The organism is Kocuria atrinae C3-8 (genome assembly GCF_000286355.1).
GTDB classification, from domain to species: domain Bacteria; phylum Actinomycetota; class Actinomycetes; order Actinomycetales; family Micrococcaceae; genus Kocuria; species Kocuria atrinae_A.
The window spans coordinates 21,312-44,137 of the sequence record NZ_AJXN01000019.1 but is presented as its reverse complement, the minus strand read 5'-3'; the positions used below and the strand labels follow the sequence as shown (position 1 = coordinate 44,137).

Sequence of the window (22,826 nt, the reverse complement as noted above, 5' to 3'; positions counted from 1 at the left end):
TCGGCCCCTTGCGCACCGTGGTCAACTGCGCGGGCATTGCGCCCTCCGCCCGCATCCTGGGCAAGAAGGGACCGCACGACCTGGGACTGTTCGAGACCGTGATCCGGGTGAATCTGCTCGGCACGTTCAACGTTTTGACCCTGGCCGCCCAGGCCATGGCGGAAACGGAACCCGTGGACGAGGACGGCCAGCGTGGGTTGATTGTGAACACGGCCTCCGTGGCTGCATTCGAAGGACAGGTGGGTCAGGCGGCATACGCGGCGTCCAAGGGCGGCGTGCACAGCCTGACCATCACTGCCGCTCGTGACCTGGCGAGCCTGGGCATCCGTGTGAACACCGTGGCCCCCGGCATCGTGGAGACGCCCATGCTGGCCACGGTGAGCGAGGAGTACCGCGCCGGTTTGGCCGCCGGGGTGCCCTTCCCCCATCGCTTGGGCCGCCCCTCGGAGTACGCGCACATCGTGACCACGTTCGTGGACAACGACTACCTCAACGGCACCACGCTGCGCATGGACGGCGCCCTGCGCATGGCCCCGCGCTGATCACGTGTGTCTGTCGCACCCCACTCAACTGACCGTTCGGAGATCTGTTCATGGCTGAGGCCTACATCGTTGATGCTGTCCGCACCCCCGTGGGGCGCCGAGGTAAGGGGCTCGCGGAGGTTCATCCGCTCGACCTGGCCGCCGCACCGCTGCGGGAGCTGGTGAACCGGCAGGGCATCGATTCCCAGGACTACGACGAGGTGATCCTGGGGTGCATCGATCAGCTGGGCCCGCAGTCCATGGATATCGCCCGCAACGCGTGGCTTGCGGCCGGGCTCTCCCATGCGGTTCCCGGCAGCACCATCGAACGGCAGTGCGGTTCGGGACAGCAAGCCATCAGCTACGCGGCGCAGGCCGTCATGAGCGGCACGAGTGACCTGGTAGTTGCCGGTGGAGTGCAGTCCATGTCGAGCATTCCGCTCACGTACTCCAACGTGGCCGCCGAGAAGTTCGGTTTCCCGGATCCGTTCACCGGGTCCACCGGGTGGGCCGAGCGCTACGGCGACCAGGAGATCTCCCAGTTCCGAGGTGCGGAGATGATGGCGCGTCGCTGGGGCTTCACGCGCGATGAGCTCGAGCTTTCGCCGTGGAATCCCACGAGCGCGCACTGGCCGCCCAGCGGGAGGGCCGCTTCGATCGGGAGATCCTTCCGTTGGCCGGGCTCTCCGCGGACGAGGGACCGCGCGAACCCGATCTCAAGAAGCTCCGGTCGCTGAACCCCATCGTGAGGGTGGCCTGCACACGGCCGGCAGCGCGTCACAGATGTCCGACGGCGCCGCGGTCCTGTTGATCGCGTCCGAGGGCGCCGTCGAGAAGTACGGGCTCACACCGCGAGCGCGCATCCACCACATCTCTGCCCGCGGCGATGATCCGGTGATGATGCTGTCCGCGCCGATTGCCGCGACCCGTCACGCGCTGGAACGCACGGGCATGAGCCTGGACGACATGGACCTGATCGAGATCAATGAGGCCTTCGCCGCTGTGGTGCTGGCGTGGCAGCGCGAGACCGGTGCGGACATGTCCAAGGTCAATGTGAACGGTGGGGCCATCGCGCTGGGTCACCCCATCGGTGCGACCGGGGCCCGGCTCATGACCTCTCTACTGCATGAACTCGAACGCCGGGATGCCGCTGGGGGCTGCAGACCATGTGCGAGGGCGGCGGTCAGGCCAACGTCACGATCATTGAACGCCTCTGAACACCCCCGCTAACCCCCGGATCCACTCTCCGCTTAAAGGACACGAACAGCATGAACGCAGCATCCCAGAACCACGAAACCGAATACGCGGTGGCCACGGCACAATCCAACACGGTCGGTGACCTGCTCCGTCGCACGGTCACTCGCAACGGTCCCGCGACCGCCCTCCTGTTCGAGGAGCGGCGCTGGACCTACTCCGAACTGGGCGATGCCGTTCATCGCGTGGCTCGTCGACTCTTGGACGCCGGGCTGCCCTCCGGTGCGCGGGTCGCCGCCTACGGCGCCAATTCGGATGCTTATCTCCTGCTGTACCTCGCGTGTGCAGAAGCCGGGTTGGTGCACGTTCCCGTGAACTTCGCGCTCAAGGGTGACGAGCTGGCCTACATCCTGGAGGATTCCGGAGCGAGCCTGCTCGTGGTCGACAACGCCCTATTTCCGTTGGTCGACGACGTCCGTGCCTCCGGGCGCGCCGCAGGTGTCGGCCAGGTGTGGTCGATGTTCCCGAACGCAGAGCCTGCCCCCGATACCCGACCAGAAGAGGTCTCGCTGCTGGAGACGGCCCTGGACCGGGCGGCGTCGTCGGAACCGGTGGACGTGCCCGTGGACGAAAGCGACCTGCTCCAGTTGCTGTACACCTCAGGCACCACGTCCGCGCCCAAGGGTGCGATGATGACGCACGCCGCGCTGATCGCCGAGTACGTCTCCTCGATCATCGCGCTGGATTTCACGGCCGAGGACCGCCCGCTGATTGCCATGCCGCTCTACCATTCGGCCGCGATGCACGTGTTCCTGCTGCCCTACCTCACGTTGGGTGCCACAGCGCGCGTGATTGCCAAGCCCGACGTCGCTCAGATCCTTGAGCTCGTCGAGACAGAACACATCGGGTCGCTGTTCCTGGCGCCCACCGTGTGGGTTCCGCTGGCGAACTCCCCCGAGCTGGACACCCGCGACCTGTCCTCGCTGACCAAGGCGCAATACGGGGCGTCCATCATGCCGGTGACCGTGCTGCAGCGGTTGCGCTCGCGGTATCCGAGGATCGGTTTCTACAACTGTTTCGGCCAGTCCGAGCTGGGCCCGCTGTGCACCGTGCTGCGACCGGAGGAACATGAGGCGCGGCCGGCCTCGTGCGGTCGGCCCGTGTTCTACGTGGAAGCTCGAGTGGTCAACTCCGCGGGCGAGCTGGCCGCACCCGGTGAACCCGGCGAGATCCAGTACCGCTCCCCGCAGTTGCTGACCGGGTACTGGAACAAACCCGAAGCCACCGAGCAGGCGTTCGTGGACGGGTGGTTCCGTTCCGGTGACCAGGTCACCCAAGATGCGCAGGGGTTCATCCAGGTGGTGGACCGCATCAAGGACGTCATTAATACCGGTGGCGTACTCGTGGCTCCGCGGGAGGTCGAGGACTGCATCTATGAGCTGGATGAGGTCGCAGAGGTTGCCGTGTCGGTCTGCCTGACGAGCGCTGGATCGAGGCCATCACCGCGGTGATTGTGCTCAAGGAGGGCACCACGCTGACTCCGGAAACCGTGCGCGCGCACGTGAAGTCGCGGATCGCCGACTACAAGGTGCCCAAGCGGGTGGACTTCGTCGCGGAACTACCCCGCAACCAGTCGGGCAAGCTGCTCAAGCGGGAGTTGCGGGCGGAGCGAACTCAGGACGCCAACGGAGCATCGTCCAGACAGGGTGACGCGGGTGTGTCCGGTACGGAAGGTGGCGGAGCGGCGTCGTCGCCGGTGGCTGCGGAAGCGAGCGAATCCGGGGCCGGGACCGGGGCCACGGAGGATCACGCATGAGCGCCGGGCCGTCGCAGCGCTATGACCTGGCCGATGCCCTAGGCACCGACTATCTCTCGGTGCTGGACGATTTGAGCGACGAGGACCGGACGCACTGGGACCATGCCCGCGAATACGGTGCGGAGATCCTGCCCCTGATCAACGAGTACTGGGATCGCGGTGAGTACCCCACGGACCTGGTGCGCCGGGCCGGTGAACTCGATCTTCTGACGGATGGTCTGGAGGTCTCGGGGCATCGGTCCATGTCGCCCTTGGCCGCGGGGTTGGTCACGATGGAAATCTCCCGCGCGGACGGTTCCCTGGCCGCCGCCGCGGCCGTGCAGGGTGGTCTGGTGCTGCGCAGCTTGGTGCTGTTCGCGAGCGATGAGCAGAAGCAGCGGTATCTGGAGCCCGTGGCCAGCGGTGAGCTGCTCGGTGGTTTCGCGCTGACGGAACCCAATCACGGCTCGGATTCGGTGTCGCTGGAGACCACTGCGCGGCGCGAGGGCTCCGAGTGGGTTCTGAACGGCTACAAGAAGTGGATCGGCAACGGTGCCGCCGGTGGCATCGCCATCGTGTGGGCGCGAGACCAGGCGGACGGCCAGGTCAAGGGCTTCATCGTGGAGCAGGCCACCCCGGGATATTCGGCCGAGGTCATTCAGGGTAAGGGCGCGTTGCGTGCCATTCATCAGGCTGAAATCACGCTGGACAATGTGCGCGTTACCGCCGATTCCCAGCTGCCCAACGTGAGCTCGTTCAAGGACGTGTCCCGCGCTCTCGTGGAGACGCGCGTGAACGTGGGCTGGTCCGCGCTGGGCCACGCGACATCCATGTTCGAGGCGGCACTGTCCTACGCAAAGCAACGCACACAGTTCGGCAAACCGCTGGCCGGTCATCAAATGGTGCAGGAGCGCCTGGCCCAGATGCTCGCGGAGCTGACCAACATGCAGTTGCAGTGCGTGGCGGTGACGCAACTTCAGGCCGCGGGCACCATGAGGCCCGCGCAGGCCTCGATGCTCAAGTACCACAACACGCGCGCCGCCCGTCGGATCGCTACTGTGGCCAGGGACATGCTGGGCGGCAACGGGATTCTGCTGGAGAACCACGTGATCCGCCACATGACCGATGTGGAAGCACTGCACACCTACGAGGGCACGGAATCGGTTCAGGCTCTCATCCTCGGCCGCGACCTCACCGGCGTCAGCGCCTTCGCGTGAGCGCATCCAAACCATCCCCGACCAGTCCAACAGGAGCACCATGACCTCGAACGACACCCCCTCGGCCGTCCGGATCGAACGCCGCCCCGGCGTGGTTCGGCTCATCATGAACCGCCCGGCGGACGGCAATGCCTTCACGCTCGACATGGCGCGGGAGGCGGTGGCCGCCCTGCGCGACGCCGAGTCCGACCCGGACATCCACGTGCTGACTCTCACCGGCGAGGGCCGGTTCTTCTGCGCAGGCGGGGACGTCACGAGCATGGCGTCTTACGAGCCCGCGGATCGTCCCGCCTTCTTACGCGACCTCGCCGACGCCGCCCACGACGTAGCGCTGGCCATGATGCGTTCGCGTCTGCTCATCGTCGCGGGAGTCAACGGGACGGCGGCCGGCGCAGGGTTCGGCCTGGTCCTGAACTCTGACTGGGTGCTGGCCTCTGATCAATCGAGCATGCTGGCTGCGTACTCAAAGATGGGCCTGTCACCGGACACCGGAGTCGCGTACCTGCTCCCCCGCGCGCTGGGACACCACCGCGCTACCGAGCTGGCGCTGAACGGCCGGGTCCTGAGCGGCGCCGACGCCGTGGACTGGGGCCTTGCGAACGAGGTGACGGCAGCGGCGTCGTTCCCGGAGCGGCTGACCGAGACCGAGGACCGTTTTCTGGCCGGGGCGGTTCAGACGTACGGGCCCACCAAGAAGCTGCTGCGGGCCGCCACGCTGGAGGGGTACGAGCAGCACCTGCGCAACGAATCAGCGAGCATCGCGAAACTGTCCGGACATCCGGAGAGCGTGCAGCGCGTGGATCGGTTCGTCGGCAAAAAACGCAGTTGAGGGCTGCTTCTTTTTGATCACGACGAGATTTTCTACCGTGATGGCTCACTGGCGTAGACCGGGTTACCAAGTGGACTTATAATTGGTTCAGCGTCGTACCGTTCCAGCCCGGAGACACATTGGGAGGCTCCGAGGCCCGGGAATGTCATTCCCCGAGTTCTGCAGTGGCGGCGTGGAGAAACTTCGATCCCTGCAGCCACCATTCATCGTCACGGTAGAGATGCAGATCTCTCATCGGGGAAGCAGCAGCATCATGAGCACGCACACTTCGCACACCAACAGCCCCGAGATCACGGCTGCGCTCAAAAAACTGGACGATTCGTTGTCCGGGGATCTGATCACCCCCGACGATTCCCGGTACGACAGCGCACGAGCGGTGTGGAACGGCATGATCGATGTCTACCCTTGCGCAGTGATCCGTGCGGGATCAGACACTGACATCGATATGGTCCTGGAGGCCGCGCGAGACACGGGACTGCCGCTGGCGATCCGCGGAGGCGGACACAACGTGGCCGGGCACGGCACCGTGGAGGGCGGGCTCGTCCTGGACCTGTGCCAACTCCGGGCCGTGGAGGTTGATCCGGAACGTCTCCTGGTCACGGTCGCAGCTGGAGCCACTCTCTCGGACGTCGATCATGCGACCGCGCCTCATCAACTCGCGATTCCCATGGGCGTGATCAGCGCGACCGGGATCGCCGGGCTGACGCTGGGCGGCGGCGTGGGATGGTTGACCAGGTCTTGCGGCCTGAGTCTGGACAATCTGGAATCCGCCCGTATCGTCACAGCTTCCGGGGAGCATCTCACGGCGAGCGCCGGGGAGAACCCCGACCTCTTCTGGGGACTGCGCGGCGGGGGCGGAAACTTTGGCGTGGTCTCGTCCTTCACGTTCCACGCTCGGTCACTGTCATCGCCCGTATTGGTGGGAAACTTCTTCTACCAGCCGGCTCACTGGCGTGATGCCCTGACTTCATTCGAACACTGGACTCAATCCCTGCCCGACGAGATGACACCCATCATCTCCATCCTGGTGCTGCCACCAGAGTTCGGCATGGGCGACGACCCGTGGATGATCGTGGGTTTCGCGTGGGCTTCGGAGGACCAGGCCGCGGGGTTGGAGCTGATCCAGCAGTTGCGGGAGATTGCGCCACCGGATGGTGAAGACGTACACCTCACGGACTGGATCGGCTGGCAGTCGAGTCTGGACGTTCTCTTCCCCAAGGGCTCACGCGGGTACTGGAAAAACGTGTCCTTCTCCCGGATGGATCGTGAGGTCGTGGATGTCCTGGTCGACATCGCCTCGGAAGTCACCTGGCACGGAACGGGCATCGACATCCATTGCTTAGGCGGTGCGTTTAGTCGCGTAGCGGAAGATGACACCGCATTTCCCAACCGCTCCGCCCGGTTCTGGCTCAACATCTACGGATTCTGGACCGATCCTGCCGAGGACGAGCGGTTGACAGCCTTCGCACGGAAGCTCACGGGCGCATGCAGCCCTTCGCCGAGCAGGGGCAGTACGTGAACTTCCTGGGAGCTGAGGGCGGTCACGACATGACCCAGGCCGCCCGACAGGCTTACGGCCCACAGACCTACGACAGGTTGAAGGACCTGAAGAATCGCTACGACTCTCAGAACCTATTCCGCCTGAACCACAACATCGTGCCGGACCCCACCTGAGCCGACACAGAACCATCGAATATGAGCGGCCCGCTTCTGCGAGAATCTTCACGGAGTTGCGGGCCACATCCTGTGGTGCAGGGATGAAATCGGATCAGATGCGCTGGCTAGCCAACGCCGAGTTCCTTCTTACGCTCATCACGCACTTCTTGCAGCTTTCTTGATCGCTTCAGAAGCTGCTGCTGCTGTTTGGCGCTGTGCGTGTTGACCTTGCCCGGACGAGCGGCGCTGTCAGTTTTGGCCGCCGTCCTGTTCCGCGGATTGCGACCACTAGCGGACGAAGCTCTCATCGTCGCCACGGGTTACACCGTCCTCCTGTGGGAATCCACTCAACACATCGTCCTTGCGACGCTGGAGTGTTTTCCGGGTCACTTGACTCTTCATCCTCCTCGGTGCGTGGGCCCGAGAGTCGATCGACAACTATCTCGTTGACCTGCTCGATCATTTCGATGTCCTCGGTGGTCATGTCAATTTGCAACGACGAGGGCGCGGTTGAACATTTGAGGCTTCGGATCGCAGCTGATCAGGGGGGAATACTGCGAACCCGAGCCATAATTGTCATCGACTGGCAGGGGCGCGATCTACGACCAACTCCCGTAGGGTCGAAAGCATCCGTCGCCCACGTCGAGGAGCGCCCGCTGTGACATTGTCCATCGTTGACCTCGGAACGGTCGCCCCCGGAACCACCGAGAAGGATGCTCTGGCCGACTCGCTGGAAAATACCCGGCACGCTGAAGAGCTGGGATTTCACCGAGTCTGGTTCGCCGAGCACCATCTGAGCCGGTCCGGGGCATCGCACTATCCCGAGCTGCTGATCGCAGCGGCCTCGGCGATGACCTCCCGCATCAGGTTGGGATCGGGCGCGGTGCTGATGAACCACTACAGCCCGTTCAAGGTCGCAGAGATGTTCAAACAGTTGGAGGCCATGGCGCCGGGTCGGATCGATCTGGGCATGGGGCGCGCAACCGCGGGTCCGGTGATCGATGCGGCGTTACAGCAGAACCGCCAACGCCCCGCTCAGGTTGATCACCAGCAACAGATTCTGGAGACTCTGGCCTGGTTGTATGAGTCCTTCCCCGAGGATCATCCCTTCGCCGGAAACCCGCTCATGACCACCGTGCCCGAGGTTCCGCAGACCTGGCTGCTGGGGTCCAGCCCCAACGGATCGAATCTGGCGGCAGGATTGGGCATCGGCTACACCTTCGCCGGGTTCATTAATCCACAAGGCGCAGCCCCGGCCCTGCGTCACTACCGTAAGAACTTCAATCCACAGGGGTTCGGGCTGGACTCACCGCGAGCGATTCTCGCGGTCAACGTGGCCGTGGGTGAGACCACCGCCGACGGCCTGCACCTCGCGGGCTCCCCGAAGGGTTTCTACGCACGCTGCGCCGAGCGGGCCGGGACGCGGGAGCGGTCATGGTCCCCTCCCCCGATGAAGCAGCCGCTGAGATGAGCCAGGCTGAGCAGGATGAGCCTGTCACGATCACCGGCGGCCAGTGGCCCAAGTTCGTGGCAGGCAGCCCTGATGATGTGCGCGCAACGCTGGAGCAGATGGTCGCCGAGAGCGGGGCGGACGAACTCATGATCCAGGATCTCATTGCTGATCCCGCGGCCCGCCGCCGCTCACACGAACTTCTGGCGCAGGCGTTCGACCTCACGCCCTAGTTCGGGCCCGCCGGCGAATACGCGGTCCCCGTCAAATGGTGCCCCCAGTGGGACTCGAACCCACACTGCGCGGATTTTAAGTCCGCTGCCTCTGCCAATTGGGCTATGGGGGCCAGTGCAAAAGCTACCGGTTCACCGCCCGTGAAGGGAGCTGAACCGGTAGCTTCGCGAGCAACCGTAGGTTACAGCCTTGCCTTGGCCTTATCCACTTCGTCACCTGCGGCGATCTTGAACGAACGGCGCGGGTCACGCACGTGGCGCATGCCGGTGGTGTCGCGGCCGAAGAGCAGGTTGATGCCCCATTCGCTGAACACGCGGACCTTGCGCTCCACCGTGGGGATCGCGTAGCCGTGGTACAGACGGTGTGCGGCCCAAGCGGCAGTCCACCGAAGTCCACGCCGCGAATGGTGGCTGCGCCCTTGTACAGGCCCAGGCCCGCCACGGCTCCGAGGTTCTCGTGGTAGTAATCCTCGAGCGGCTTGCTCGCGGGACGCATGATGTTCTTGGCCATGGTCTTGGCTTGGCGCACGGCGTGCTGAGCGTTGGGAACGCAGAAACCGCCGGGGCCGGCACCGGTGAGGTCCGGAACAGCGGCGATGTCGCCAGCGGCCCAGGCACCCTCGATGGGGCCGTCGTCGCCGGTCACACGCAGATCAGCACCGGCACGCACGCGGCCGCGCTCGTCCACGGGCAGGTCACTGTTCTTGACGAACGGCGAAGCTGGACACCAGCGGTCCACACCAGGGTGTCGGTGTACATCTCGCCGGCCGGGGACTTGTCCTTCATGTTGATCAGCTTGACCAACTGGTCCTTGGCGGAGTCCAAGGAGGTGTTCAACAGAACTTCGATGCCGCGCGAACGCAGGTCGGCCACGACCTTCTCGGCGCGTTCTTCGGTGACCTCGGGCATGATGCGGCCCATGGCCTCGACCAGCACGAAGCGCAAGTCGGAAACCTTGAGGCGGTCGTTGCGCTCCACGGCGGTGCGGGCCATGTCCTCGAGTTCACCGATGGCCTCGATACCGGCGAAGCCGCCACCGACCACGATGAACGTGAGCGCTTGCGCTTCTCTGCCTCATCATCGGTCAACGAGGCGATCTCGATGCGCTCCAGAACCAGTTGCGCAGAGATACAGCCTCTTCGATGGTCTTCAGACCGATCGCGTTCTCAGCCAGCCCCTCGATGGGGAACGTGCGGGTCATGGAACCACCGGCAATGACGATCTCGTCATAGGGCAGTTCGAAGTTGGGACCCTGATCGATGCCGCGGATACTGACCGTACGGTTGGCGTGGTCGATGCTCTCCACGCGGCCACCGATGAGTTCGCAGTCCTTGAGGTGCTGACGGTGCGGAACGATGGCGCTACGTGCCTCGATGTTGCCGGCGGCAACCTCGGGCAGGAACGGCAGGTAGGTCATGTACGGGTTGGGATCGACAACCGTAACCACGCCACCCGATTCTTTGATGCGGGTTTGCAGCTGTTGTGCGAGCGTGAAACCGACGTATCCGCCGCCGACGATCAGGAGACGCGGGCGGTCTTTAGCCAATTGATTGAAAGCCATGTCTGAAAGTCTACTCATCGCTGACCTAATTTCCGCTTTGAAAGGCGGGCGCCGGACTGCGCTGATCGTGAAATATCGGTGTCAGCGGTTCATCGAGCGGATGTGCAGCACCGCGGCCACGGTGAGCCCGGCAACGACCAGCCCGAAACCGGCCAGGATCACCACGGGCAGGGCACCGGTTTCATTGAGCGGCGCCTGAGCCACCGGCGGCGTTGCTTCCTCTGTCACCTGTTCGGTGTCCGGGGTCTCGGACGCTTCGGGTGACGACGCCGTTTCGCTGGCTTCCGGAGCCGCAGGCCGGTGCACACTCATCCAGTGCTTCATGCTGCCCAGCGGATTCTCGTCCACCTCGGGCACGTCCTCTTCCACGGCAGCCTTCACGTCCAGGATTCCGTGTCCGTAGAAGGAGTCCTGTCCTTCTTCACCGGCGTCGTGGGCTGTCCGGATGATCTGGTTGGCGATCTGCGCGGCACTCAGGTCCGGGTTCTTGGACTTGATCAGCGCGGCAGTGCCGGAAACCAGCGGCACGGTAGCGGAGGTTCCGGACCATTCGGCGTAAGCGTCGCCGGGCATGGCACCGACCATGTCCTCACTGGGACCCGCCACCGCAATCGAGATGCCCTGGGAGGATGAGTCCCAGCTCGCCTGCCCAGCTCGGTTCACGCCACCCACCGTGAGCACACCGGGTATCGTGGCGGGCGCCCCCACCTGGTTCAGCCCGGAGCCACGGTTGCCAGAGGCTGCAACGACCAGCACGTCTTTTTCCTCCGCGTACGCGAACGCGGAATCCCAAGACTTCGGCCATTCCGTGGAATCCGAGCCCACGGACATGTTGATGACGTCCGCGCCGTTGTCCACGGCCCAGCGCACGGCGTTGGGGATCTGCTCGTTGACATCCTTGACGCCCGGTTCCTCGTTACCGAGCCACAGGGACACCGGAGGATCTCCGCTTCAGGAGCCACACCCACCACGCCGCTCTGCTTGCCAGGGCCGTCCGGATTGTCCTCACCGTGGCCGGTTCCCGCGGCCAAGGATGAGACGAGCGTGCCGTGTTCGGGTTCCGAGCCCAGACCGCGGTGGCCCTTGCCATCGCCCTTGCCGGAGACGTCCGTCCCGTCTTTGACGGTGTCCCGCAAATCCTGATGGGTCGCGTCCACGCCGGTGTCGATCACGGCGATCTTCACGCCCTTGCCGGTGGATTCTTTCCACGCATCCCGCACGCCGTATTCGTCCAGCCAGTACTCGCGGTCGCGGATCGAGTCCACGGGAACGGGCACCTTGCCGTCCGGTGGCGGCGGTGCACGGGGGTTTCCACGGGGATCGACGGCGCGGGTGCGGGAGCTCCCGGGGGCTGTTCGTTGTCGGGCATGGCCACCGCGGGGGCTGCGGCGAAAGACAGGACCATGGCGGCAGCGGCAGCACCCGAAAGTACGCGGCGGCGCTTGGGGTGAACCGACATTACTAACCTCAACTCGACTAGGAACGCACCGGTGGGGACGTCCCTGGCCGTTGGATGTTCAGGACGATCGCGGGGTCAGCGGACCAGGGACAGACCGATGCCGTCCAAAATATCGTGTTCGCTGGCTGTGACCGACTGCACGCGGCCTTGTGTCGCGGAAACCACGCGCTCGATCACGCGCCGCCACACCAGGCACCGCCGCCGATCACGTCCACACGACCCTCGTGCATGAACCCCAACCGGGCCCGTTCCTTCTTGGTCATGGCCGTGAGGTCCTTGCACGCCTTGGCAATCGAGTCCACGGACATGGTCGAGCCGTGAATCTTGTCCGGGTTGTAGCTCTTCAAGTCCATGGCGTGAGCCGTGACAGTGGTGATCGTCCCCGCGACGCCCACCAAGTGAGTGGTCTGGGACAGCGGAACCATGCGGGATACGGAATCCATGGCCTCGTCCACGTCCTGGAGTACCTGGCGCTGCTGTTCGTCGGTGGGAGGGTTGGAGCCAGGTGCCGTTCGGTCATGCGCACGCATCCCACGTCCACACTCTTGGCTGCCCTCACACCGTCTACGGTGCCCAGCACGCACTCGGTGGAACCGCCGCCCAGGTCGACCACCAGCACACGGTCCTCGGGGCTGAGGGGTCCGGTGGCGTTGGCGGCACCGCGGAAGGACAGGGCTGCTTCTTCATCTCCGGTGACGACCTCGGGTACGACACCTAGCCGTTCCTTGATGCCGTCCATGAAGACCTGACGATTGCCCGCATCACGCGTGGCGGACGTCGCGACGAACCGGATCTTGTCCACCTTGTGCTTCTTGATCAGCCGAGCGTATTCCTCGGTCGCGGCGAAGGTCCGTTCCAGGGCGCCTCGGCCAGCCAGCCGGTGGCATCCACGCCCTGTCCCAGCCGAACCACGCGCATCTCACGCACGATGTCGACGAGTTCGGGGTGTCCGTTGGTGTCCTTCACATCCGCGATCAGCAGGCGAATGGAGTTGGTACCGCAGTCAATGGCAGCAACGCGCATGGGTGGTGGATCCTCGGTTCGGTGGGGAATGCGCCCATTCAGCAGCGCGGTCCCACTTTACCCGCGTTACGGGCGTGCCTTGGACCGAATGGTCTGACCAAGGTGTGAAAAAATGAAGGCAGCTAACGATTTCCCTGCCTGACACGCGACAACACGAACGAGACCATCGATGACCTCAGAAATCGGCGACACAGTATCCACCCGTGCCTTCCACGCGCTCACTCCGGCGGAAGCCTGCGGGAATGGGATTCGCAAGAATCGGGCCTGACCAGCGCGCAGGCAACGGACATCCGGGATCGGGTGGGCCCAATCGGTTGCCGGCCGCCAAGCGCAAACCCGCGATTCTGAGGTTCCTGGCGCACTTCAAGAACGTGCTCATCTACATCCTGTTGGTCTCAGCGGTCATCACGGCCTTCTACCGGGAGTGGGTCGACTTCTGGGTGATCATCGCAGTGGCCGTGGGCAACGCGGTCATCGGTTTCGTGCAGGAGGGGCAAGCGGAGAAGGCACTCGCTGGGATCCGCAGCATGCTCTCCGTGCACGCGTCGGTGCTGCGCGACGGCGAGTGGCAGCAAGTGGAGGGCGAAGATCTGGTGCCCGGCGACGTCGTTCGGTTGGGTCCCGGGGACAAGGTCCCGGCGGACCTGCGCCTGCTGGATGCCAACCGCCTAGCCATCGACGAATCCGCGCTCACGGGTGAATCCGAGCCCAGCGACAAGCACGTGGAAGCCGTCGCGGAGGACGCCGGCATCGGCGACCGCACCAGCATCGCGCACTCCGGCACCGTGGTCACCCGCGGCACCGCGCTGGGCGTGGTGGTCGCAACCGGCTCGAACACGGAGATCGGCCGCATCCAGTCCCTCGTGGACGACATCGACCAGCTGGCCACTCCCCTGACCGAACAGATGGACCGCCTGGGCAAACAGTTCGCGCTGGGCATCCTGGTCGTCAGCGCCGTGATGATGCTGGTCGCGTGGTTCATCTACTCAATGCCCACGCAGACGGTACTGAGCTCGTTCATCAGCTTTGCTGTGGCCACGGTGCCCGAGGGCCTGCCGGCGCTCGTCACCATCACACTGGCGCTGGGCGTCCAGCAAATGGCGCGGCACAAGGCCATCACCCGCACGATGACGGCGGTGGAAACTCTCGGCGCGGTCACCACGATTTGCTCGGACAAGACCGGAACGCTGACCCGCAACGAAATGACCGCCCGCGTGGCTTCCGTGCCCGGCGGTCGCTTTGCCATCACCGGCGAGGGGTACACGGATCAGGGCACGGTCGTGGCCTCCGGTGAGGCCGCCGAAGAAGCCTCCCGCAACGCGCGGACGCTCGCGCGCGCCGTCGTCCTCTGTAATGACGCCACCCTGCGCGGGACCGGCGAGCGCATCCAGATCGTGGGCGAGCCGACCGAGGCGGCGCTGGCGATCTTCGGACGCAAGGCCGGGTTCGACGCCGCTCCCTACAGTCGCGTGGGCGCGCTCCCGTTCGATTCGGCCAATAAGTACATGGCGGTGCTGAGCGAGGCTCCCGGCGGCGAGCGCGAGATCCTGGTCAAGGGAGCCCCGGACCGGCTGCTACAGCGTTGCTCGACCCAGTTGCCGGACGCTCACGGCGCCACTGACTTCGATCCGGACGAGTGGGAACGCGCCAACACGGAACTGGCGTCGCAAGGGCTGCGGGTGCTGGCCGCCGCGCGCAAGACCGTTGCCGCGGGCACCGCCACCCTGTCTCACGAAGACCTCGACGACGGGCTCGAATTCGTGGGGCTCGTGGGTCTGGTGGATCCGCCGCGTGAGGAGGCCATCACGGCGGTGGCTTCGTGTCACGGTGCCGGGATCAGCGTGAAGATGATCACCGGTGACCACGCGGAAACCGCTCGTGCGATCAGCCGCGAGCTGGGCCTGTCCACCAATGACGACCCCGTGGTGGTGACCGGCGCCGAGGTCGAGGCCATGACCAAGGAGGAACTGGTCGAGCGCGTCACGGACGTGGACGTCTTTGCCCGCACGAGCCCCGAACACAAGATCCGCATCGTGGACGCCCTCCAGGCCCGCCGCGAAGTGGTGGCCATGACCGGCGACGGCGTCAACGACGCCCCAGCCTGACCCGCGCCAACGTGGGTATCGCCATGGGCATCAAGGCACCGAAGCGACCAAGGAAGCCGCGGACATCGTGCTCGCGGACGACAACTTCGCCACGATCGAGGGCGCGGTCCACGAGGGTCGGCGAATCTATGACAACATCCGTAAGTCCGTGGTGTTCCTGCTCCCCACGAGCATCGGCATGGGCCTGGTGGTCTTGGCGTCCGTGCTCCTCGGCGCAGAGCCGCCCCTGCGACCCACGCAGATCCTGTGGGTCAACCTGGTCACCGCGATCACGCTGTCCATCACCCTGGCCTATGAACCGGCCGAACCAGGCATCATGCAACGCCGTCCCCGTGACCGCGATGCCAACCTGCTGCCCATGTCCCTGTGGTTCCGCGTGGTGTGGGTGGCGTTCTTCATCGGTGCGGCCGCGCTGCTGTCCTACCGGGTCATGAGCGACTCGGGCGCCTCGGACGCCGTAGCCAGCACCACGGCGGTGTCCGTGCTGGTCCTCGGCCAGATCTTCGTGCTGTTCAACTCGCGTTTCCTGCACCTGTCCAGCCTGCACCCGCGCGCCCTGACGGGGAACAAGGCCACGTGATCTCCACGGGCATTCTGTTGGCGGTCCAGATGGTCTTCACCTACGCGCCGTTCATGAACGCGTGGTTCGGTTCTGCGCCGCTGGGCTGGGTGGAGTGGGGCTTCGCGCTGCTCAACGGCGTGGTGATCTTCCTGTTGGTCGAGCTGATCAAGGCCGTGCAGAACCGCGGTGGACGCGGCGCACCCACGTCGGTGCAGCGCTAGCGGTCCGGTTTTGGCGGCCCTGCGGCAGCCCGTTCTGACAGTACGACGCCCGCCTCACGGATGAGCCGTGAGGCGGGCGTCGTTGTCTGCGGTGCACGCGGGTCGTGTGCGGTTGGCGCGGTCAGTCTCGGTGCGCCACTCCGGGTCGCACGCGCACCGGTCCGTGCTCCAGGTGTCCGCGATGAGTTCCAGGGTCTCGTCACCCAGCGGGTTCACGCCGGGGCCGGCGGCCAGGCTGTGGCCCACCAGGACGTGCAGGCACTTCACACGAGTGGGCATGCCACCTGCGGAGATCCCTTCGATCTCGGAGACTTCGCCGATTCCGGCCTTCTCGCCAATCCGACGCCGCTCCCCCAAGTACTGCTCGTGGGCCGCCTGATACTGCTCCGCCAGCTCGGTGTCCTCCTTGATCCGGTCCGACATGCCGTACATGCTGCCCTCGGCCTCCAACCGGGACACGGCGGAGGTGATGACGGGGTGTGTCAGGTAGAACACCGTGGGGAACGGGGTGCCGTTGGCCAACCGCGGTGCGGTGGCAACAACCAGCGGGTTACCGCACACGCAGCGGGCGGCGATTTCCACCACGTCACGCGCCGGGCGGCCGAGCTGGTGTCCCACCACCGTGAGATCCTGCTGGGTCACTGCGGGGTCGTGAGTCGGCTGAGCTTCAGTCACTTGCGTACTACTTTCCGGCGCGCTGCTGGGCCAGTTGGTCGAGGGAGACGGATTCGATCGGAACACGATCCGTCAGGAGGGAAAGGTTACTGCTCGGGCTCCACCGGAGCGATTTCCGGCTCGCTGCGGGGGAAGGCCGAATCCACCACGGACTGCCACAGGCCATCAGCCCAGGCAGGTTTACCCGCTTCGACCTGTTCCGCGGAGGACTCCGCGGCCTGTCGACCCGTTTGGTCGGCTCCGAGCACCAGGTAGGCCCGTTCACCGGGCATCACGTAGAACATGCGCTCACGAGCCTGCTGCTCCACGTACGCTTCGTCACCCCAGCGTTCCTCCTGGAGCTTGAGCTGTTGCTGTTCCTGCTCCTTGGCCGCAATGGATTCTTCGAGAGCGGCAATCTGCGCACGCTGGTCGAAAAAGATCTTGGCGGTGGGCGCGGCCAGGAACAGGATCAGGGTGGCCACCACGATCAGAGCGATGAGTCGACCGTTGAACGAGTGTGCCGGGGTCGGTGCCGTGACCGTGGACGAACCGCCGCCGGAGTGACCGGGGCGCTGGTCCTTGGGTGCCGGTGCGCGGGCTTGAGGTGGCTCGGCCCTCGGACGCCGAAGGCTTCCCGTCCGCGCCCTGTTTCTTCCCGGAGAACCGGGGAATCCTGGGCCTGGGGCCGACCATGCACACCTCCCGCGCTCCACGGTGGTCTCAGCGTGAGACGCACCTTCCATCAATCCTGCGGGTCATTCTAGCGACCCGAACTTGGCTGTTGCCCGCACGCACCGTGGCGAGCTTCAACACACGCAACCGCCCGGTCCCCGCGAGGGGAACCGGGCGGAATGCTCGCCCATAACTGGGCGGTGTGTCTTACTTGGCCGAGAAGCGCGGGAACGCGGAAGCGCCGGCGTAGCGAGCGGCGTCGCCGAGCTCCTCCTCGATGCGCAGCAACTGGTTGTACTTGGCCACGCGCTCGGAGCGAGCCGGAGCACCGGTCTTGATCTGGCCGGCGTTCACCGCCACGGAGATGTCCGCGATGGTGGTGTCCTCGGTTTCACCGGAGCGGTGCGAGACCATGCAGCGGTAACCGTTGCGCTGAGCGAGCTCCATGGCGTCGAAGGTCTCGGTGAGGGAACCGATCTGGTTGACCTTCACGAGCAGCGCGTTGGCCACGCCACCCTCGATACCGCGAGCCAGACGCTCCGGGTTGGTCACGAACAGGTCGTCACCGACCAGCTGCACCTTGTCGCCGATGGCGCGGGTCAGGGTGGTCCAGCCTTCCCAGTCGTCCTCGTCCAGCGGGTCCTCGATGGAGACCAGCGGGTACTTCTTGACCAGGTCCGCGTAGTAGTCGGACATGTCCTTGGCAGAGCGCTTCTTGCCCTCGAAGGAGTACTTGCCCTTCTCGAAGAACTCGGACGAGGCAACGTCCAGGGCCAGGGCGATGTCCGAACCTGCCTTGTAACCGGCCTTCTTGATGGCCTCGAGGATCAGGTCCAGTGCCTCGGCGTTGGACTTGAGGTTCGGTGCGAAACCGCCCTCGTCACCCAGGCCGGTGGACAGGCCGCGGTCCTTGAGCACGGACTTGAGCGAGTGGTACACCTCAACGCCCCAGCGCAGTGCCTCAGCAAAGGTGGGCGCACCGATCGGAGCGATCATGAACTCCTGGATGTCCACGTTGGAGTCAGCGTGGGAGCCGCCGTTGAGGATGTTCATCATGGGTACCGGCAGCACGTGCGCGTTGGGGCCGCCCAGGTACTTGTAGAGCGGCAGGTCCGCGGAGCTGGCGGCGGCGCGAGCCACGGCCATGGATGCACCCAGGATGGCGTTGGCGCCGAGCTTGGACTTGTTGTCGGTGCCATCCAGGTCGAGCATTGCCTGGTCCACAGCGCGCTGGTCGGAGGCGTCCAGGCCCACGATGGCCTGTTCCAGGTCCTCGTCCACGGCATTGACGGCGTCCAGAACGCCCTTGCCAGGTAGACCTTCTTGTCTCCGTCACGGCGTTCGGCTGCTTCGAATTCACCCGTGGATGCTCCCGAGGGAACTGCCGCGCGGCCAAAGCTGCCGTCTTCGAGCAGTGCCTCGACCTCTACGGTGGGGTTGCCACGTGAGTCCAGAATCTGACGGGCTTGCAAAGCAATGATCATTGCCATGGATAATCTCCTTGCTGGTCGTTGACCTATCGGGCGGTGCCCTGTCTTCAGCCTACCGATCTCGGTCGGTTCCGGGCTAAATGGGCCGATTATTCGTGTGGATGTAACGTCGCACGGCCCCGCGCAGGGCGCGTTCCGCGTCCAGCCCCTCCGCCGACGCCGCTCGCACCTGTTCCAGCAGCCGGTCACCGAATTCGGCTTCGGCGCGTTCCAGTGCCGCGGTGTCCTTGGTCTCCGACGGTTCCGGCTTACTTTCGACGCCGTGCCTGCGAGCCTTCGACAAGGCCTTCTCCGCGAGCGCGAGCGCCGGGAGTGCGGGCGGAATACCGTCGAACACGTTGGTGCGGTGCGGCTTCTCCGAACGCTTGACGGCGTCCCACCGGGCGGAGAGTTCTTCGTTGCTGGCACCGGACTGACCGGCCGCCGTGGAAACTGCCGAATGCTCCCCGGACTGTTCGCTGAACACGAGTGGATGCCTGCGGACCAGCTTGTCGGTCACGGAGGAGATGATGTCGGTGACGTCGAAGGCCTCGTCCTGGCCATGTTCTTGGCCGATGCGCGCGTGGAAGACGACCTGGAGCAGAATGTCACCGAGTTCCTCGACGAGTTCCGCCCGGGCGTCCGCCGCGCTCTCCCCCGCAGCGCTCGGGGACTCGACCGCTTCGACCACCTCGTAGGCTTCCTCGACCAAGTAGCGCAGCAGGGACTCATGGGTCTGGGCGCCGTCCCACTCGCAACCTCCCGGGGACCGCAGCCGGTTCATCACGCTCACGAGCTCTTCGAACCGCTCGCCCGTTCCTTCCGGAACGGCCGGTTCCACGTCACGGGAACTCACGCGGAGGCCTCCTCGATCCGCTCGGCCAACCAGTCCTGGTAGGCGCTGGGCACGAACGCCGCGCGGGCCGCATTGAGCTGGATGTCCGCCAGATCCTGGTTGGACCAGCCAGCTTCTGAGAGCAGCAGGGACATTTCGTGGGACACGGACGTGGCACTCATCAACCGGTTGTCCGGGGACAGCGTGACGGTGAACCCGGATCGGTGCAACTGCGTGATGGGGTGATCCTTGATGGTCTCTCCCCAGTGGCTGATCGCACCGGTCTGCAGGTTGGAGCACGGGCACACCTCGAGAGCAATGTGGCGGTCGCGCACCCACCGGGACAGCGGTCCGGTGGCGTCCGGGTCATTCTCGAGCAGGCGAACGCCGTGGCCGATCCGCAGTGCACGGCCGGATACCAAGGCGTCCCGAATGGATTCCGGGCCGTCCGCCTCACCGGCGTGCAGCGTGACGGGAACCAGGTTCTCGGCCAGCAGGTCCAGTGCTTCCCGGTGGTCCGACGCGGGGAACCCCTTCTCGGGACCGGCCAGGTCGAACGCGACCACCGACCCGGGTGCGGGCTCGCCCGGAACGTCCCCGAGCGACGTCGTACCGCCGCCGCGTGCACGCGATCGACCACCAACTGCGCGATCTCGCGTGAGTTGTTCAGGTGGCGCATCGCGCACAGGATCTGCACGGCGGAAATGTGGCCGCCCGAGGCCTTGACCTCGGCCACGCCACGCGCCAGGCCCTCTTGGACGGCGTCCACGGCCTGCTCGAGCGAGAGGCCACCGGCCAGATGCTGCTCGGGTGCCCAGCGGACCTCGGTGTGGATCAGGCCGTCGGCCGCGCAGTCGAGCACGTACTCCTCGGCCACGCGCGCCAGGCCTCTGCCGTCTGCATGACCGCAGTGGTGTGCTCGAACGTGGTCAGGTAGCGCTCCAGGCTGCCGGAGTTCGCGCTGTCCTCGAACCACTGGCCGAGAGCCACGGGATCGGTCTCAGGAAGTTCATGGTTGATCTCCCGTGCGAGCTCCACGATGGTGGCCGGGCGCAGTGCGCCGTCCAGATGATCGTGGAGACACACGGCTGGAATAGGCCCGAGGGCCCCGTCCATAGCGCGGACGGAGCCCTCGGTGGAGGTTGACTGCCTCATGAATCAGTAGTTCCAATCCTGCAGAGCGTCGTTCATGTGCTGGGGGATGTTGGAGCCGGTGCGCGGGAACATGCGCAGCTCCTCCAAGTAGTTCTGACCCGGCAGGCGCTGCTCGTAGCGCACAAAGGCTTCCTCGTCCGAGTAGTCGAAGGAGACCTCCGGGGGAACGCCCGGGCGGAAGCGGAACATCATGGCCAGCGGGGCGCCGGAGCCCTCCACGTAGGAATCGTCCTTGAGCTCCTGAACCTTCAAGAGGTTCTCGGGAACCAGCTCGAACGTGCCGCGCTGATCCCAGAAACCGTTCAACCGGACGTGGGTCAGGGCGTCGTAGTAGGTGCCCAGGGCACGAACACGGATGAGAACGGTCGAGACGTCGCGAGCCGTACCACCCTCGCCGAACAGGTGGCGCTGCGCCTCGCTCAAGCGGGACTGCACGTCACCCAGGGTCAGCACCAGGTTGCCGGTGGCCGGCGAATCACCGCTGGGCTGCTCGCTCGGTGCGGTGTGGGACGGCGCCACATCAGTGCTCTGCGCCATCTGCGGGGCATCCGTGGGGTCGTCATCGGCTGCTAGCGCGGCCGCACCGGCGCCGGAGGGTGCCACGGGCGACTCAGGCTCGGTGAAACCACCGAACTCGGACTCGTCCACGTGCTCCGGGAGATCGTTGCGGTCATCGCGCAACGAATCACGCTGGTGGTCCTCGTGACCCTCGTGGTCTTCCAGGACCGAATCCCGAGCGTCACGATCGGCCGACTCACCATAAGCGGCGTCCGAATCGACACGCTGGGAATCCGCGGCCAGCTGAGTGTCGTTCCGATCTGCGTCCCGCCCAGCGTCTCCGTGGAAGGAATCCTCGCGGTAGGACTGGTCGCGATCTGCCTTGTCACGATCCGCCTGGCCGAGGCCGGGACGATCGTCAGCCGGCACCACGATGGGGTCGGGATCGCCCTTGGTCACGATCTGACCGTCGGCCACCGGGGAGGCGTCGGTCCCGTCCACCACGCGCACGGACTCGATGTCCGTTTCAGATTGGTCCTGAATTCCGTCGCGGTCCGAAACAGCGGTTTCGGAGTAGCGCTCGCCGGAGACCTCGGAGTCACGAAGCTCGGAGTCTCGGCTGTCGGTTCCGGTGAGTCCATCGCGATCGGAGTCTGCGGTTCGACGGTCGTTCTCGTCACGGTTCAGTCCCGAAGCCACACCGGCTCCCGCTGCCGCACCGAGACCCGCGCCCGCCAGGCCAGCGCCGGCCGACGACGTCGCATCACCGTGAGTGCGTGCCTCATCCGCACGCACATCGTTGGAGCGACCGTCTTCGGCGCGTGCGTCCTGCGCGCGATCCGTGCCGTGGGGTGCGTTGTCCCGAGGCGCATTGTCATCACGCGCGGGGCCGTCCAGGCGACCGTCGGTGAGGGAGGCACCCGAAGCGGCGTCGTCGTGTCGAGCGTCCTGACGAACATCGTCACGGGCGTCAGTCGAGTCGGTGCCGCGGCCGGACAGGCGCGACCCTGCACGTAGCTCTCCTTGCGGGACTGGCCGCTGGGGAACGCGTAATCGACGGTGACCAGACGCTGGCCGTTCTGCTCGGGAGCAACCGCCAGGTCCAACTGACGCCACGGACCCACGGGAGTGTTCATGGCCTGGGTGTACAGGTCCGCGACGTCGTCGAACAGGGGGGATCCCTGATCCACGGTGCCGTTCTCGACCTCGTCCTGGGCCTCACCGTGAGCCTGGCGCGTCTGGTGCGTCATGACGTTGCCGGACTGCACCAGAGTCAGGCGAGCGCGGTCCGCGCCGCGGGACAGCAGGATGTCGACCAGGTTACGCAGCGGGCCGGATTCGGGCAGCTGCTGCTGCTCGGTTCCACGGGCATCGGTTCCTTGCGTGCTGTTCACGCTCGGAGTGGCATCGGTGGCTCGACCGTCGTGACCAACCAGGTGGTCGTTGTCGGCAGCATTTGCGTGATCATTGCGATCGTTCACATCGCGTTGCTGCGGAGCGTTGGTCTCGGGAACTGCCTGCCCCGACTTGTCTGCATTCTGGATGCCCTGCGCGCGAGGATCGGTCTCCTGGGCGCGAGGGTCATTGGCGGGGGCTCCGGGTGATGGCTGCGGAGTATTGGGGGTGTTGCTTTTACTGCGGAACAAGTCTCTCAAACCCACGTGTAATTTCCTTCCGGACCGTCGCTTACTCTTCTGCCAAAGTATAGGGCCGT

At 65.4% G+C, this 22,826-nt stretch carries 17 protein-coding genes, 1 tRNA gene and 7 pseudogenes; 12 read left to right on the top strand and 13 right to left on the bottom strand.

Translation table 11 applies throughout. From position 1 onward, the window contains the following. The 9 genes and pseudogenes from YO9_RS0102860 to YO9_RS16510 form a co-directional block, all read left to right on the top strand. The coding region (locus YO9_RS0102860; protein ID WP_016996161.1) for an SDR family NAD(P)-dependent oxidoreductase at positions 1-542 on the top strand (542 nt) is incomplete at its 5' end. 50 nt (positions 543-592) lie between these two features. Continuing rightward, a pseudogene (locus YO9_RS0102855) lies at positions 593-1,738 on the top strand (acetyl-CoA C-acetyltransferase). A gap of 51 nt (positions 1,739-1,789) precedes the next feature. Further along, positions 1,790-3,393 (top strand): annotated as a pseudogene (locus YO9_RS0102850) (fatty acyl-CoA synthetase); the annotation flags it as partial. 134 nt (positions 3,394-3,527) lie between these two features. Continuing rightward, the gene (locus YO9_RS0102845) at positions 3,528-4,727 is read left to right on the top strand and encodes an acyl-CoA dehydrogenase family protein (protein WP_016996158.1); all 1,200 of its coding nucleotides are present in this window, start codon (positions 3,528-3,530) and stop codon (positions 4,725-4,727) included. 40 nt (positions 4,728-4,767) lie between these two features. Next, complete coding sequence (locus YO9_RS0102840) at positions 4,768-5,556, top strand: enoyl-CoA hydratase/isomerase family protein (protein WP_016996157.1); 789 nt, start codon at positions 4,768-4,770, stop codon at positions 5,554-5,556. A 253-nt stretch (positions 5,557-5,809) separates the two neighbouring features. Further along, positions 5,810-7,075 carry an FAD-binding oxidoreductase gene (locus YO9_RS0102835; protein ID WP_317259719.1) on the top strand — a complete coding sequence of 422 codons (1,266 nt, stop codon included), beginning with the start codon at positions 5,810-5,812 and terminating at the stop codon, positions 7,073-7,075. Next, positions 7,042-7,230 carry a BBE domain-containing protein gene (locus YO9_RS20455; protein WP_317259718.1) on the top strand — a complete coding sequence of 63 codons (189 nt, stop codon included), beginning with the start codon at positions 7,042-7,044 and terminating at the stop codon, positions 7,228-7,230. Before YO9_RS0102835 ends, YO9_RS20455 begins: the two co-directional genes overlap by 34 nt. Before the next feature lie 640 nt (positions 7,231-7,870). Next, on the top strand, positions 7,871-8,683 hold the full coding sequence (locus YO9_RS0102825; RefSeq protein ID WP_223286010.1) for an MsnO8 family LLM class oxidoreductase: 813 nt from the start codon (positions 7,871-7,873) through the stop codon (positions 8,681-8,683). After that, a complete protein-coding gene (locus YO9_RS16510) occupies positions 8,680-8,895 on the top strand; it encodes a hypothetical protein (RefSeq protein WP_223286009.1) in 216 nt (71 codons plus the stop codon). Before YO9_RS0102825 ends, YO9_RS16510 begins: the two co-directional genes overlap by 4 nt. 36 nt (positions 8,896-8,931) lie before the next feature. On the opposite strand, the gene YO9_RS0102820 is transcribed toward YO9_RS16510, so the two are convergent. From YO9_RS0102820 to YO9_RS0102805, 6 genes and pseudogenes are all read right to left on the bottom strand, one after another. After that, positions 8,932-9,008 (bottom strand) — tRNA-Leu (locus YO9_RS0102820). Positions 9,009-9,077: 69 nt separating this feature from the next. Further along, positions 9,078-10,456, bottom strand: a pseudogene (locus YO9_RS0102815) (NAD(P)/FAD-dependent oxidoreductase). A gap of 81 nt (positions 10,457-10,537) precedes the next feature. Continuing rightward, positions 10,538-11,392 (bottom strand): S8 family serine peptidase, encoded by an 855-nt coding sequence (locus YO9_RS0102810; RefSeq protein ID WP_016996156.1) that lies wholly within the window; start codon positions 11,390-11,392, stop codon positions 10,538-10,540. 59 nt (positions 11,393-11,451) lie between these two features. Continuing rightward, positions 11,452-11,613: pseudogene (locus YO9_RS19590) on the bottom strand (peptidase S8); the annotation flags it as partial. 23 nt (positions 11,614-11,636) lie between these two features. After that, positions 11,637-11,915: a hypothetical protein gene (locus YO9_RS16505; RefSeq protein ID WP_223286008.1), complete on the bottom strand. Its 279-nt coding sequence runs from the start codon at positions 11,913-11,915 to the stop codon at positions 11,637-11,639. Positions 11,916-11,990: 75 nt separating this feature from the next. Beyond that, positions 11,991-12,938 (bottom strand): annotated as a pseudogene (locus tag YO9_RS0102805) (Ppx/GppA phosphatase family protein). Positions 12,939-13,180: 242 nt separating this feature from the next. On the opposite strand from YO9_RS0102805, the gene YO9_RS0102800 reads away from it, so the two are divergent. The 3 genes from YO9_RS0102800 (at position 13,181) to YO9_RS19580 (ending at position 15,826) form a co-directional block, all read left to right on the top strand. Next, positions 13,181-15,043, top strand: a complete 1,863-nt coding sequence (locus YO9_RS0102800) for a cation-translocating P-type ATPase (protein ID WP_223286007.1) — start codon at positions 13,181-13,183, stop codon at positions 15,041-15,043. Positions 15,044-15,110: 67 nt separating this feature from the next. After that, positions 15,111-15,623, top strand: coding sequence for a cation transporting ATPase C-terminal domain-containing protein (locus tag YO9_RS19585; protein ID WP_262925554.1), 513 nt, complete (start codon positions 15,111-15,113; stop codon positions 15,621-15,623). Continuing rightward, positions 15,620-15,826: a cation transporting ATPase C-terminal domain-containing protein gene (locus tag YO9_RS19580; protein WP_262925553.1), complete on the top strand. Its 207-nt coding sequence runs from the start codon at positions 15,620-15,622 to the stop codon at positions 15,824-15,826. Before YO9_RS19585 ends, YO9_RS19580 begins: the two co-directional genes overlap by 4 nt. Before the next feature lie 54 nt (positions 15,827-15,880). On the opposite strand, the gene YO9_RS0102795 is transcribed toward YO9_RS19580, so the two are convergent. The 7 genes and pseudogenes from YO9_RS0102795 to YO9_RS0102765 all read right to left on the bottom strand — a co-directional run bounded on the left by YO9_RS0102795 (position 15,881) and on the right by YO9_RS0102765 (position 22,773). Beyond that, positions 15,881-16,501 carry a DUF501 domain-containing protein gene (locus YO9_RS0102795; RefSeq protein ID WP_016996153.1) on the bottom strand — a complete coding sequence of 207 codons (621 nt, stop codon included), beginning with the start codon at positions 16,499-16,501 and terminating at the stop codon, positions 15,881-15,883. An 86-nt stretch (positions 16,502-16,587) separates the two neighbouring features. Next, positions 16,588-17,226, bottom strand: a complete 639-nt coding sequence (locus tag YO9_RS0102790; protein WP_016996152.1) for an FtsB family cell division protein — start codon at positions 17,224-17,226, stop codon at positions 16,588-16,590. Positions 17,227-17,362: 136 nt separating this feature from the next. Further along, positions 17,363-18,645 (bottom strand): annotated as a pseudogene (gene eno / locus YO9_RS0102785) (phosphopyruvate hydratase). A 76-nt stretch (positions 18,646-18,721) separates the two neighbouring features. Beyond that, positions 18,722-19,480 (bottom strand): nucleoside triphosphate pyrophosphohydrolase, encoded by a 759-nt coding sequence (locus tag YO9_RS0102780; protein ID WP_016996150.1) that lies wholly within the window; start codon positions 19,478-19,480, stop codon positions 18,722-18,724. Next, positions 19,477-20,614: pseudogene (locus YO9_RS21275) on the bottom strand (adenosine deaminase). The gene YO9_RS0102780 and the pseudogene YO9_RS21275 overlap by 4 nt, the downstream one beginning before the upstream one ends. A 3-nt stretch (positions 20,615-20,617) precedes the next feature. Beyond that, positions 20,618-21,811, bottom strand: a complete 1,194-nt coding sequence (locus tag YO9_RS0102770; RefSeq protein ID WP_016996146.1) for a hypothetical protein — start codon at positions 21,809-21,811, stop codon at positions 20,618-20,620. Continuing rightward, positions 21,796-22,773, bottom strand: a complete 978-nt coding sequence (locus YO9_RS0102765) for a hypothetical protein (protein ID WP_016996145.1) — start codon at positions 22,771-22,773, stop codon at positions 21,796-21,798. The genes YO9_RS0102770 and YO9_RS0102765 overlap by 16 nt, the downstream gene beginning before the upstream one ends. Positions 22,774-22,826: the final 53 nt, after the last annotated feature.

Coding starts and splice junctions, on each gene's coding strand:
- YO9_RS0102845 (WP_016996158.1), top strand. CDS start 3,528: ATGAGCGCCGGGCCGTCGCAGCGCTATGACCTGGCCGATGCCCTAGGC.
- YO9_RS0102840 (WP_016996157.1), top strand. CDS start 4,768: ATGACCTCGAACGACACCCCCTCGGCCGTCCGGATCGAACGCCGCCCC.
- YO9_RS0102835 (WP_317259719.1), top strand. CDS start 5,810: ATGAGCACGCACACTTCGCACACCAACAGCCCCGAGATCACGGCTGCG.
- YO9_RS20455 (WP_317259718.1), top strand. CDS start 7,042: ATGCAGCCCTTCGCCGAGCAGGGGCAGTACGTGAACTTCCTGGGAGCT.
- YO9_RS16510 (WP_223286009.1), top strand. CDS start 8,680: ATGAGCCAGGCTGAGCAGGATGAGCCTGTCACGATCACCGGCGGCCAG.
- YO9_RS16505 (WP_223286008.1), bottom strand. CDS start 11,915: ATGTCGGTTCACCCCAAGCGCCGCCGCGTACTTTCGGGTGCTGCCGCT.
- YO9_RS0102800 (WP_223286007.1), top strand. CDS start 13,181: ATGGGATTCGCAAGAATCGGGCCTGACCAGCGCGCAGGCAACGGACAT.
- YO9_RS0102790 (WP_016996152.1), bottom strand. CDS start 17,226: ATGGAAGGTGCGTCTCACGCTGAGACCACCGTGGAGCGCGGGAGGTGT.